This window comes from Marinicellulosiphila megalodicopiae (genome assembly GCF_045862395.1).
GTDB lineage: Bacteria > Pseudomonadota > Gammaproteobacteria > Pseudomonadales > Natronospirillaceae > Marinicellulosiphila > Marinicellulosiphila megalodicopiae.
Map to the genome: position 1 here is coordinate 523791 of NZ_AP023087.1, position 12325 is coordinate 536115.

At 34.7% G+C, this 12325-nt stretch carries 13 protein-coding genes and 1 pseudogene; 13 read left to right on the forward strand and 1 reads right to left on the reverse strand.

Annotated elements, in window-relative coordinates; genetic code table 11:
- The first annotated feature begins 10 nt into the window (after positions 1-10).
- The 7 genes from TYM08_RS02140 to TYM08_RS02170 all read left to right on the forward strand — a co-directional run bounded on the left by TYM08_RS02140 (position 11) and on the right by TYM08_RS02170 (position 6492).
- Complete coding sequence (locus tag TYM08_RS02140; protein ID WP_422381331.1) at positions 11-682, forward strand: CsgG/HfaB family protein; 672 nt, start codon at positions 11-13, stop codon at positions 680-682.
- Between the two features lie 4 nt (positions 683-686).
- Positions 687-1112, forward strand: a complete 426-nt coding sequence (locus TYM08_RS02145) for a DUF4810 domain-containing protein (RefSeq protein ID WP_422381332.1) — start codon at positions 687-689, stop codon at positions 1110-1112.
- Positions 1102-1782 (forward strand): DUF799 domain-containing protein, encoded by a 681-nt coding sequence (locus tag TYM08_RS02150; RefSeq protein ID WP_422381333.1) that lies wholly within the window; start codon positions 1102-1104, stop codon positions 1780-1782. Before TYM08_RS02145 ends, TYM08_RS02150 begins: the two co-directional genes overlap by 11 nt.
- Positions 1783-1837: 55 nt before the next feature.
- Entirely contained in the window at positions 1838-2782 is a 945-nt protein-coding gene (locus tag TYM08_RS02155) for a DegV family protein (RefSeq protein ID WP_422381334.1), read from the forward strand.
- A 153-nt stretch (positions 2783-2935) separates the two neighbouring features.
- Positions 2936-4303, forward strand: coding sequence for an MATE family efflux transporter (locus TYM08_RS02160; RefSeq protein WP_422381335.1), 1368 nt, complete (start codon positions 2936-2938; stop codon positions 4301-4303).
- Between the two features lie 105 nt (positions 4304-4408).
- On the forward strand, positions 4409-5365 hold the full coding sequence (locus tag TYM08_RS02165) for a TraB/GumN family protein (RefSeq protein ID WP_422381336.1): 957 nt from the start codon (positions 4409-4411) through the stop codon (positions 5363-5365).
- A 47-nt stretch (positions 5366-5412) separates the two neighbouring features.
- Entirely contained in the window at positions 5413-6492 is a 1080-nt protein-coding gene (locus TYM08_RS02170) for a metalloprotease (RefSeq protein WP_422381337.1), read from the forward strand.
- Positions 6493-6557: 65 nt separating this feature from the next.
- Here the strand turns inward: TYM08_RS02170 and TYM08_RS02175 are convergent, their stop codons facing one another.
- Entirely contained in the window at positions 6558-7199 is a 642-nt protein-coding gene (locus TYM08_RS02175; RefSeq protein WP_422381338.1) for an arylesterase, read from the reverse strand.
- Between TYM08_RS02175 and TYM08_RS02180 the strand changes: the two genes are divergently transcribed.
- The 6 genes and pseudogenes from TYM08_RS02180 (at position 7198) to TYM08_RS02205 (ending at position 12008) form a co-directional block, all read left to right on the forward strand.
- Entirely contained in the window at positions 7198-7887 is a 690-nt protein-coding gene (locus TYM08_RS02180) for an ABC transporter ATP-binding protein (RefSeq protein WP_422381339.1), read from the forward strand. The two genes, TYM08_RS02175 and TYM08_RS02180, sit on opposite strands and share 2 nt — an antisense overlap.
- Entirely contained in the window at positions 7884-10385 is a 2502-nt protein-coding gene (locus tag TYM08_RS02185) for an ABC transporter permease (protein WP_422381340.1), read from the forward strand. Before TYM08_RS02180 ends, TYM08_RS02185 begins: the two co-directional genes overlap by 4 nt.
- Positions 10386-10459: 74 nt before the next feature.
- On the forward strand, positions 10460-10903 hold the full coding sequence (locus tag TYM08_RS02190) for a GNAT family N-acetyltransferase (protein ID WP_422381341.1): 444 nt from the start codon (positions 10460-10462) through the stop codon (positions 10901-10903).
- Positions 10893-11162, forward strand: coding sequence for a DUF2277 domain-containing protein (locus tag TYM08_RS02195; RefSeq protein ID WP_422381342.1), 270 nt, complete (start codon positions 10893-10895; stop codon positions 11160-11162). The genes TYM08_RS02190 and TYM08_RS02195 overlap by 11 nt, the downstream gene beginning before the upstream one ends.
- Positions 11163-11174: 12 nt before the next feature.
- Positions 11175-11891, forward strand: a pseudogene (locus TYM08_RS02200) (zinc-dependent peptidase); the annotation flags it as partial.
- A gap of 45 nt (positions 11892-11936) precedes the next feature.
- A complete protein-coding gene (locus TYM08_RS02205) occupies positions 11937-12008 on the forward strand; it encodes an SEC-C metal-binding domain-containing protein (protein WP_422382803.1) in 72 nt (23 codons plus the stop codon).
- Positions 12009-12325 lie beyond the last annotated feature (317 nt).

Consider the following 12325-nt stretch of genomic DNA (forward strand, 5'->3'; position numbering starts at 1 on the left):
GGAATATTATATGAAAAAAGTAAATGCTTACTTACTTACTGCGACCGCAGTTGGATCATTATTGGTGTCAAGTTGCGCTACACAATCAAATCGCGCAATTAATACACCTGTTGTTGCTACGTATCAGTCGGATTACCAAGGCGAAAAAACACCGCTAGTTGTAACTAAATTTGAAAATCGTTCAAACTACCAAAGCGGGTTATTTTCAAGTGATAATGATCAAATGGGCAATCAAGCAAAAACTATTTTAAAAGCGCATTTGCAACAAACTAATTATTTTAATGTGATGGATCGCGATGACTTAGCAGGACAAAAACAAGAAGCTGAGTTATTAGGTGTCACTCAAAATATTAAAGGGGCACGTTATACAATTTCAGGGAGTGTTACTGAGTTTGGTCGAAAAGAAATAGGCGATCATCAATTTTTTGGAATTTTAGGATCAGGCAAAAAACAAATCGCCTATGCAAATGTAACGTTAACTGTGTCCGATGTACTAACATCCCAAATTGTATATTCAGTTCAAGGTGCGGGCGAGTATCAATTAAGCACTCGTGAAATTGTAGGTTTTGGCGGCACAGCGAGTTACGATTCAACCTTAAATGGTAAAGTTTTAAATTTTGCAATTACCGAAGCCGTTAATAAAATGGTCGAAGCATTAGACGATGGGAAATGGGATAAATAAATTGATGATTAAATCGATTATGATTGGCTTGTGTATTTTATTAAGCAGTTGTGCCAGTCAATCCTCTTTATATCACTGGGGTAATTATGAGTCGTTACTGTACGACATGTATGTCAAACCCGATAAAGCGACACCTGTAAAACAAATTGAAATAATCACAAAAGATATTCGCTTCGCTCAAAAACAGCAAAAAAAAATGGCACCTGGAATTTATGCACATTTAGGTATGTTGTATGCCCAAGTTGGTGATGAGCAAGGCGCGGTTGCAGCTTTAAAAATGGAAAAAACACTTTATCCTGAATCACAGGTGATGATCGATGGGTTAATTTCTCGTGCTTTTCCAGGCGTACCTCTAGATTCTGATGATCAATTAACCGATGCAACTGAAGCAAAAAATGAAAATAACGAGGCCAATCAAGATGCAAATTAATCATGTTTGGATGTTGTTGGTCGCATTTGTGTTGGTCGCATTTGTGTTGGTAAGTTGTGCTACGCCTGAAAGAAAAAATATTCTAGATGAACCCTTTAAAAAAAGTAGCCCTAAATCAATTTTAATTATTCCACCATTGAATGATTCCGTTGAAGTAAATGCACCTTACGTATTTTTGTCCACAATCAGTAAAGCAGTTGCAGAAAAAGGCTATTATGTTTTTCCAGTGGCGGTTATTGATAATTATTTTAAGCAAAATGGTTTACCTACTACTGCTGAAATGAATAATGCCTCCGTAGAAAAGCTCGTTGAGCATTTAAATCCTGATGCAATTATGTATATTCGAATTAATCGATGGGGACAAAAGTATCAGGTGCTAGACTCTACCTCGGTTGTCAATTCTGAACTAACCTTAGTTGACAGTCGTACCCAAGAAATAATTTGGCAATCAAATGCGGTTGCCAGTATGTCTAATACAGTGGCAGGCGGAGATACTTTTTTAGAGATTATCGTATCTGCAATGATATCTGCTATTTTTGGTCAAATTGTTGGGCAGCTTGTTGATAATACTCAGCAACTTTCTTATGAAGCGAATAATCGATCCGTAAATAATGGTCAAACTGGATTATTAGATGGGCCGTATATGCCTATTGAGCCAAACCAAGAATAAAAATGAACGTTAATTTTGGTTGTTTTTAAAGAATAATTTTAAATGAGAATTAATTATGAAATTTGCACTGATAGTTGATGCGGCATGTGATTTACCAACTGAAATTTTTGATAAATATAATATTAAAATTTTATATATTAATATTAATGTCGAAGGCACTATTTTTAAAGACGATTCTAAAAATGATACCGCCTTAGATTTTTATAGAAAATCTTTAATTGAAAAAAATCGAGATGCTCAATCGGTCGCGCCAACGGTTTCAGAAATTTATGATTTTTTTAGAGATGAAATTGTTACCAAGTATGACTATGCAATTATGATGACGGTTTCAAATGCTAATAGTGAAATTTTTAAAAATGCACAAATGGCATCACAAAAAATTATTGAACGCTCCAAAAGTGCTCGATTAAAAGCAGGCAAAACCAAAAACTTTGATATGGATATCATTAATACGGGCACGGTGTTTGCCGCCCAAGGTTTGTATACTTTAAAAGCGATTTCATTATTAAAACAAAAATTAGGAAAAACTGAAACCGTTAAACAATTACGAGAATTTACAGAAAACTGTTTCGGATATGGTGTTCCAAAAGATGTGGCGTATATTCGTGAGCGAGCATTAAAAAAAGGTGTAGACTCGGTTAGTTTTTTTGGGGCGGTACTTTCAAAAACATTCGATATTCATCCAATAATTTGTGTCCATAACAATACAAACCAAGCTGTTGCAAAGGTGCGCAATCGAACAAATGCAATTGAAAAAATGTTTGATTATGCAATAGATTGCATTAAAAATAATAAATTACTGATGCCTACAATCGTGATCAGTTATGCTGGTGAAATAAATGAGCTTGTAATAACGAATGCATTTAGACGGTTATTTGATGTAGCAAAGGAGTATGACATCGAATTACATAAAACCGTTTCAAATGTCACAGCAGGATTAAATCTAGGTCCAGGAGCGGTGAGCATGGCTCTTGCTCTTAATGAGAATGATTTAAAATAAAGTTGTTATTAAATCACATGAAAAAGCAACCAACATTTTGATTGCTTTTTTACAACAAATTGCATAAATTTAATCATCAATTAGCTACATTGTTCTGTGTTATTTATGAGTTAAACACTATAATTAAGGATTATTTCTTTGTAGTTCTTCTAAATGTCTAAGTTAAAACCCACCACTGAAAGCCAGGTTCTTAAAAAAGGAATTTGGGGAATGAGCCTTCCTATGATCATTGACCAAATGATCGTGTTAAGTGTCCCACTTGCGGATACTTTTTTTCTAAGTCAAATCTCCGACAATGCATCAGCAGGTGTAGGGGCGGTGATGCCATTATTATTTATGTCGAGTATGATTTTAATAAGCATTAGTGTTGCAGGTAGCGCTGTTGCAGGTCAGCGTATGGGAGGCAATAAAGATTTAGATGCAAGAGCAAGTATTGTAACTTATGCCATGTTGGTTTTTTTCGTATCATTTATTATTGGCGCAGCGCTTTGGTTTTTTGGTGATCAATTTTCAGAATTAATTAATTTAAGTGATGACATCAAACAACATACAAATGTTTATTTGAAATACATTACATTTTTGGCTGTAATTTTAGGGTTTAGATCCGTTTATCAAACTACGTTAAATTTATTTGGACAGCCACAATATAATACTTATGCTAATTGGATTGTGTCAGTATTTAATATTATTGGTAATGCTTGGGTAGTTTTTTATACTGATTATGCTGTGCATGGTGTTGCCATGATGAGTATTATTTCATCATTATTAGGTTTGGTTTTATTAATGCTTGTGTTTCATTTTAAACTTAATGTTGAATTGCCTTTTAAATATGCAATGTCACAGTTTAAGCGTTTATCAAAACCTATTTTAAAAATTGCAGTGCCTTCTTCTTTAGAGCCATTATCGTTTGATTTTTATATGGTGTATTTATTATGGGTGGTCAGCCAAGTGGGTGATATTGCATTAACTACGCGTAATTATACTTATAGTACATTTATGTTTTGCTTGGCTATTAGCTTTGCCTTTGGTACGGCTACACAAACAATGATTGCTCAATTAATCGGTAGAAAAGATTATGAATTAGCTCAGCAAACTTTAATTAAAGGTGCACGACTTGCTATTATCGGATCAACAACTATTGCGTTTGTATTCTTTATATTTAATTCATTTATTTTAAATTTATATACAGATAACACTGAAATTTTAAAATTAGGTTTTACTTTGTTTTTACTTTCAGTCATAACTGAACCTGGTCGTGCAACCAATATTGTAGTGGGCGGTGCATTAAGAAGTGCAGGCGATGCACGTTTTAATTCATTCAGTGCTATAGCGTTAACTTGGGTGATTGGTGCACCTTTAGCCTATATTTTAGCCATTACATTAAATATGGGAATTTACGGAATATTTATTGCCGCTTTGTTTGATGAAACAATAAGAGCGTTTATTGCAGTCTGGCGATGGAGTACTAAAAAATGGATGACATACACCGTTGATGCACAAGAATCTGGGGGAAATAATTAACGATTAATATTCACTAGTTCTGTAAATAATCTGGCATAATAGGGAAGTTATGCTTTTTTAAGTCTTTACTGAATTATTTATATCGACCACAAAGGAAAATCGTTTATGAAATCCATCTCAATACTGTTAGGCCTACTAATTTGTCTAACTGCTTATAGTCACGCATCTCAAACTACTGCAGTCAACAATGTAATCAATAATGAAAATAATAATGAAAATAATAATGAAAATAATACTTCAAAAAAACAAATAGAAAAAACAAGTGTTTGGAAAATAACCAAAAAAATAAATGGAAAACAACAAACCGTATTTTTAGGAGGCACTATTCATTTATTACGCGATTTAGACTACCCATTGCCAGCAGCATTTGATATTGCATATAACCAAGCTAAAGAAATTATTTTCGAAGTAGATATTGATGACGCTGAACTACCAGAATCCCAAGCTAAAATGCTTCAACTTTTAGTTTTGCCTTCAAATGAAACCATTGAAGATAAACTCACTGCGCAAAACTACAAATTAATCGAAAGTTATGCGGCTGAAAATAATATTCCAATTCAGAATTTAAACACGATGACTGCAACAGGTTTGTCATTAGTATTGACTCAAATTGAAATGACAAAATTTGGATTTACCCCGATGGGTGTAGATGCATATTATGATAATAAAGCGAAATCAGCTGGCAAAAAACGATCCTTTTTAGAATCATTTGATGATCAATTAATGTTTTTAGCAAGCATGGGGAATGAGCCTAATAAATTGATTAATTATACATTTAAAGATATGCATCGTTTACGTTCAATGATGAATGAAATGGTCTCAGCCTGGAGAAAAGGAACAGAACTTGAGCTGATTTCCATTGAGTTAAAAACTGAGTTTCCTGAAATTTATAACAACTTGATTCTAAATAGAAACAATGCGTGGATGCCATTGCTTGAAAATGAATTTATGGATGATGAAATAGAATTTGTTTTAGTTGGGGTTGGGCATTTAACGGGTGACGATTCAATAGTGAATATGTTTAAAAATAAAGGTTATGCAGTTGAGCAGCTAACTCTTTAATTTAGTCAGTGCACAATTTAAAGATGATAAAGGTAAAGGTAAAAAAAGTGGATTTATTTAAAGTGAAATATAATGGTCAAATCATTCGATTAAGTATTGATGACGCTGCAGAAAATACAACGTTATACATTGATGATGTAGCAGTATTGGATTCAAAACTTTCTAAAGTGGATGACTCTTTTAGTTATTTGGTAGACTTGCATGAAATTGGTGAGTCTCAATTTAATTTTAAAATGGATATTACTAAGCACATGGTAAGTGTGAATATTTTAAATCAAGTTGGGCAGGTGATTTATGAAACCAAACAAAAAATGATCGATCCTTTGGATCAACAACCGCAGCAACTTAAACAAACCAAAGAGCCCAATAAATGGTTAAGTGCGCCATTGATAGGTTTAATTTTAAAATTCTCTAAAAGCATTAAAGTTGTAAAAGTGACATTGCTTGCAGCATCTGCGGGTGCGTACAGTATTTTATTTAGCTGGCAGTTTGCGTTGGTACTGTTAGCGGTAATTGCTTTTCATGAATATGGCCATGTATTTGCCATGAAAAAATCAGGCTTAAAAACAAAAGGATTTTACTTTTTGCCATTTGTAGGTGGTATGGCGGTATCAGAGCGAGCAAAAAGCAATTGGCAAGAAGTGTTTATATCAATGATGGGACCAGTATTTGGTTTGGTAATGAGTGTCGCTTTTTATATTGCGTTTGTGGTCTCGCAAAATCATTTTATAGGGTTAGTTGCTACCTTTAGTGCATTGATTAATCTGTTTAATTTATTACCTATTTACCCACTTGATGGTGGACATGTCTTAAAAGCCATTGTGTTTTCATTTAAGAAATACTGGGGGTTTCTGGTATTAATGGCCATTTCTGCTTTGGGGTTTGTGTTAGCTATGATGGCAGGCTGGTATTTTTTATGCTTTTTTGTAGCGATCGGATTTTTGGATTTAGTATTCAGTTGGAGACGTTTTGCAGGCCAAACGATGCCGGCGTTAGATAAATACGGAATGTTGTTTTCGTTGGTTTGGTATTTTGCAACAGTGGCTGTATTTGTGGGGATTCTTGCTTTAATGATTAATAGCGGGTTGCCTGGTACAGAAGTAGTCAGCGCAATATTGGCTTCTTAAATATGATTGTTAAGTGAGCTTCAAAAAATGTTGCTCACTTTAAATGTTTTCAAACATCCAAAAAGCTAATTTAATTTACCATCAAGAATCGGCAATAAAATTTCAAGTACATTGTCCCGTAATGTCGGTTGGCCCAATGCATTAGGATGTAATCCGTCGTTTTGCATCCATTTATCATTAAACACAACACCCTCTAATAAAAACGGCACCAATGCCAAATCATATTGTTTGGCAAGATCTGGGTATTGATTACTAAATGCATTGTTATAGGTGTCCCCTAAATTAGGGGGTAGTTGAATCCCTACTAATACCACTTCAATATTTTGTTCTAACGCGTACTCAATCATCTTTTTTAATTCTAAAGTGATCGAGTTGACCGGATATCCACGTAAACCATCATTAGCACCTAATTCTAAAATTAACATATCTGGTTGATGTACTTTGATCATTAGTGGTAAGCGGCGACTGCCACCTTTTGCGGTTTCACCTGAAATACTAGCGTTAATAAGTGTGACTTCTGGATGACTTTGTTTAAGTTGAATTCTGCTAAGCTCTACCCAACCTTGGTCGACCTCAATGCCGTAACCGGCACTAAGTGAGTCGCCCATCACTAATATTTTTATTTCGCTGTCTGTGGTTGCTTGCGCAATTGAGCTAATAAGCAGGGTGAATACTAAACTGATAACTAATAGGTAATTAACTTTCATGAGCATTGCAATCTCTTGTAAAAATGTAAAACAAATTGTGCCATCTTCTGAAGGTGATTTGACCATCCTAAAAGACACTTTTTTAGAAGTAGCTGAGGGTCAGAGTATAGCCATAATTGGACAGTCTGGCTCAGGTAAATCCACATTACTAGGTTTATTGGCTGGTTTAGATCAAGCAAGCTCAGGTGATATTGAGATATTTGGTAATAATATTTCCAAAATGAACGAAGAGGGGCGCGCGCTGATTCGTAAGGATTACATCAGTTTTATCTTTCAAAATTTTCAATTGTTACCCACATTAACCGCATTAGAAAATGTGTTATTACCACTACAGTTAAAACAAGTCGATAACGCTAAAGCAAAAGCATTAGAATTTTTAGAAAAAGTAGGGCTTGGACATCGAGTACATCACACACCTAAGCTGTTATCTGGCGGCGAGCAGCAACGAGTTGCTATTGCTCGTGCATTTGCATGTCAAACCCCAATATTGTTTGCCGATGAGCCAACAGGTAATCTAGACAGTCAAACAGGTCAAACCGTCGCAGACTTGTTATTTGAACTTAATGAACAATTTAATTTAACGTTGGTGTTAGTGACACACGATCCAAAATTAGCTAATCGATGTGACAAACAATTTAGTATGAACGCTGGTGAATTAATCGAAGTAAAAGTGGGTGAAGCATTATGATTGTTCGCCTTGCGTTTAATCTATTATATAAATATTTAAAAAATGGACAGCTAAATGTCTTGCTGTTTGCAATGTTAATTGCTGTTGCAAGTGTCAGTGCAATCGGGATTTTTGCAGAACGATTTACCCAAGCTATGAGCAAACAAAGTAATCAATTATTAGCTGCCGATCGGTTAGTGTCAGGCTCACAACCTATTGATGAGAGTTGGGAGGGCGTGGCCAGTCAAATAAGTAGTGATTTTAAATACAGCAACATCATTGAGTTTAACGCAATGGTGCAAACACAAGATTCGTCTTTTTTAGAGCTAAGCAATATTAAAGCGGTAGATAATAAATATCCACTACGTGGTCAAATTGGTGTATCGCAAAATGCTTTTGGTGAAACCACATTAGTCAACCAAGGTCCTAATCCTGGCGAAGTATGGTTGTCCTCAAGAGTCATGGCCAGTTTGCGCGTGCAACTTGGTGACACCATAAAAATAGGTGAAACGGTTTTTGAATTTACCCAAATTTTAAACTCTACCCCTGATGATAATTTATCGATTTTATCAGGTGGGAATACATTAATTCATTTAGATGATGTACCTAAAACTCAAGCATTAAAACCAGGCTCTCGAGCTCGATATAAATGGTTAATTAATGGTGACGATCAAGCATTAGAAGCACTAGAAAAAGCATTAGAAGAAAAACTAAACGAGCATTACAGATGGCGTGAAATTAAAAGCGATGGCGAAAACGCGGGAGAATCTGTAAGTGACACTCTAAAACAAGCCACTGACTTTTTTATGTTAATGGGGGCGTTAGTGGTTGCGTTAGCGGCCATTGCAATTGCTATGGCATCGAACCGGTTTGCTAAACAACAAATTCAAAGTGTCGCGTTATTTAAAACATTGGGTTTAACTCCAAATCAAATAAGCAATTTATATTTAATTCAATTAGCTATAATTGCAACCGTTACAATCTGTATAGCGTTAGTATTAGGTTATGTAGTGCATCAAGTGTTTATTACTATTTTAGCTGATGTATTGCCACGCAATTTACCCGGCGCTTCTGCATTGCCATTTATTCAAGGTGCATTAACAGGATTAATTTGTTTATTTGCCTTTGCATTTCCTGCTATTTATAACCTTAAAAATATTTCTCCATTACAAATATTACGTGACATTCAAATTATGTCCTTATCGTTATATGTGCGTGTAGGTATTTCAATGTTGGCTGTGTGCAGTTTGCTTTGGATGTTCACCCAAAACTTGATTTTAAGTGCAGGGTTTTTAGGGGTATTTTTAATTACTGCCTGTGTATTGTGGGTCATTGTTTGGTTGCTAATTAAAGGCATTCAAGCATTAAGTGGTAAACTGCCTCATATAATTTCATTAGGGTTAAATCAATTAGTACAACAACGCCTAGCCAACAGCCTGCAAATAATGATGTTTTCGTTGGTATTAACCTTATTATTTACCTCAGGATTAATTCGATCGTCATTAATCGGAGATTGGCAACAATCTTTACCAAAAAATGCAGATAACTTTTTTGTGTACGACATGTTTGAAGACGAAACCCAGGGGTTTTTAGAATGGCAGCAGCGCCATGATATTAAATCTAATGAAATGTTTCCTATTATTCGTGGTCGTGTAATACAAATAAATGATCAAACATTAAAAGAAATATTTAAAGACGAACCAAGTCGTGAATTTAGTCGTGAATTAAACTTAAGCTGGACTCAGAAATTTAGTGACACCAATACAATTGTTGCTGGAAAAGCGTTTAACGAAGTTGAAAATGACGGTCAATTATTCGTCTCTATAGAAAAAGACTGGGCAGACGGCGCGGGTATAGTGGTGGGCGACACGATGTTGTTTTCAATTTCAGGTATAGAATTACAAGCCATTGTGTCAAGTATTCGCACAGTCGATTGGCAGTCAATGAAACCTAATTTTTACGCGTTGTTTAATCAGCCTATATTTGAAGGTATTGGAGCTGTGTATTTAACGTCTTTTTATATGCCAAATAATAAAAAAGTGAACTTAGTAGAATTAATGCAAACCTACCCAACGTTTACGTTAATTGATTTAGATGGCAGCATTAAACAAATTCAAACGATTATTTCGCAAGTTAGTTTGGCTATTGAATTTATTTTATTATTAGTTTTAATTGCAGGGTTTTTAGTGTTGCTTGCCGCAGTGCAGTCATCATTAGATTTGCGTATACATCAAGCGACGATAATGCGTGCGTTTGGTGCATCTAAAAAAATAATATTAGGCAGTTTGTGGGTCGAGTTTTTAGCATTAGGATTACTTTCTGGTTTATTAGCCATTATAACAAGTGAGGCATTAATTAATATTTTACAAAATTTATTGTTTAATAAACCAGGTGGATTACATGTTACGTTATGGTTTGTATCGCCAATTTTTGGTGCATTAGTTATTGCCTGTCTAGGTTATGTATTTACCCGTAAAGTGGTTAAAACCAGTGTGTTGCAAATATTAAGATCAATTTAATATTGCTAAAGGTACTCAAACAAGGTACTCAAACAAGGTGCTTAAACAAGGTACTCAAACGAAAGTTGAGAATAATGAAACATATAAGGCTTGCAAATAAAAACGATGTGTATTCAATCAAGCATATGATCCACTCACAAATACATCATTTTTCAAAGGATGATGTGCCACAGTGGGTGAGTACTTCATTGACCTATAATCAAATTGTTAAACGTTTAAATGACAATCAATTTTTACATTATGTGTGTGAAGTGAACAAAAAAGTGGTGGGGTATTTAGCAATCAATCAGCAACATGTGCATCACTTTTTTGTGAATCAAGAATATCAAAAACAAGGGGTAGCCAAAACAATGTGGAAAAATTTTTTAGGTGAAACATCCTTTAAGAAGTTAACTGTAAGATCATCATTAAACGCTATTGGGTTTTATGAAAAAATGGGGTTTATAAGAAAAGATATTCAGCATTGTAAGGGTGTCGATTTTTGTAATATGAATTGGGAAAAACACAATGTGTCGTAATATCAAACCGTTATTTAACTTCGAACCTCCAGCCACATTGGGTGAAATAGAAGCTTCTGCGTTACAATACGTGCGAAAGGTATCGGGGTTTGCAAAACCGTCCGAAATCAACCAAGCAGCTTTTGATCAAGCAGTGCGTGATATTACACGAATATCTCAATTACTTTTAAATGAATTACAAACTTCAGCACCTTCTAAAAATAGAGAAATAGAACTTCAAAAGAAACGGGAAATCAACAAAAAGCGTTTTGAAAAATAACAATGGAAAATTATGAGTATCTTTAAATTTATAAAAAATCTGTTTGTTACAACTGCACCAGTATTGCCTCAATGGCAGCCACAGTGGTCGCAGTATTTAAACGGGCATGTCTCGTTTTATCGCACATTAAATCAACAAGATAAATTAATATTTGAGCAACGTGCTAATTTGTTTTTGCATACAACCAATGTTGAGGCGGGTGACCAAGTAGATGTCACACAAGACGATCGACTGTTAGTTGCAGCCAGTGCAATTATTCCGGTTTGGGGGTTTCCAAATTGGCATTATTTTAATTTAAAATCAGTATTTTTATTAAGGTAATCATTTAACGAGCATCTACAATTTGGGAAAGCAGATTCTCGTATTACAGGCATGGTTGGCACTGGTGTGATGTCTGGTAAGTTGGTATTAAGTAAGCCGCATTTACACTTGGGTTTTAAAAATAATAAAGATAAACACAATGTAGGAATTCATGAATTTGTGCATTTAGTTGATATGGCCGATGGTCAGTGCGATGGATTTCCAGAGCGACTTAAAGAATTTTCTTACTCAATTCCTTGGTTTGACTTAGTTTATACAAAAATTATGGAAATTGACGACGGTAAAAGTAATATTAGAGATTACGGTGCAACGAATCGAGCTGAGTTTTTTGCAGTGGCATCAGAGTATTTTTTTGAACAACCCAAAATGTTACAACAAAAACATCCGGAATTATTTGAAGCATTAACCCAAATATACCAACAAGACGTATCGCATATTAATAGCGATACCGTTGTGGCCAGAAATGCAGCCTGCCCCTGTGGTAGTAAGAAAAAATATAAACGTTGTTGTTTGCCAAAGAATTAATTGAAAAATATTGGATGGATTTGAAAGTGTTTAAAGCAGGGACGCATAAATAATATTTATTAAACGGATTTTCGACTTTAATGCACTCTCAATGCATCCTCAGCTCACAAAACAATAACCCTCCTAATAACCCACTTATCTAATTGCATTTCTTGAAATGACACCCACTTTATATTCTCTCTTTATATTCCCTAAATTTCCCTCAAATCTTCAACGCAGCATCAAAGCTGAAATCCATTATGGGTTTAAAGCCGTATGAATAAGTACCTTGTAATCTAATAATTCAAAAAGTTATATTTTGTAAACTATATTCTTTT

Bases quoted from the DNA above. Each gene is read 5' to 3' on its own strand.
- TYM08_RS02140 (WP_422381331.1), top strand. From the start codon at position 11: ATGAAAAAAGTAAATGCTTACTTACTTACTGCGACCGCAGTTGGATCA.
- TYM08_RS02145 (WP_422381332.1), top strand. From the start codon at position 687: ATGATTAAATCGATTATGATTGGCTTGTGTATTTTATTAAGCAGTTGT.
- TYM08_RS02190 (WP_422381341.1), top strand. From the start codon at position 10,460: ATGAAACATATAAGGCTTGCAAATAAAAACGATGTGTATTCAATCAAG.
- TYM08_RS02185 (WP_422381340.1), top strand. From the start codon at position 7,884: ATGATTGTTCGCCTTGCGTTTAATCTATTATATAAATATTTAAAAAAT.
- TYM08_RS02155 (WP_422381334.1), top strand. From the start codon at position 1,838: ATGAAATTTGCACTGATAGTTGATGCGGCATGTGATTTACCAACTGAA.
- TYM08_RS02150 (WP_422381333.1), top strand. From the start codon at position 1,102: ATGCAAATTAATCATGTTTGGATGTTGTTGGTCGCATTTGTGTTGGTC.
- TYM08_RS02165 (WP_422381336.1), top strand. From the start codon at position 4,409: ATGAAATCCATCTCAATACTGTTAGGCCTACTAATTTGTCTAACTGCT.
- TYM08_RS02180 (WP_422381339.1), top strand. From the start codon at position 7,198: ATGAGCATTGCAATCTCTTGTAAAAATGTAAAACAAATTGTGCCATCT.
- TYM08_RS02160 (WP_422381335.1), top strand. From the start codon at position 2,936: ATGTCTAAGTTAAAACCCACCACTGAAAGCCAGGTTCTTAAAAAAGGA.
- TYM08_RS02175 (WP_422381338.1), bottom strand. From the start codon at position 7,199: ATGAAAGTTAATTACCTATTAGTTATCAGTTTAGTATTCACCCTGCTT.
- TYM08_RS02195 (WP_422381342.1), top strand. From the start codon at position 10,893: ATGTGTCGTAATATCAAACCGTTATTTAACTTCGAACCTCCAGCCACA.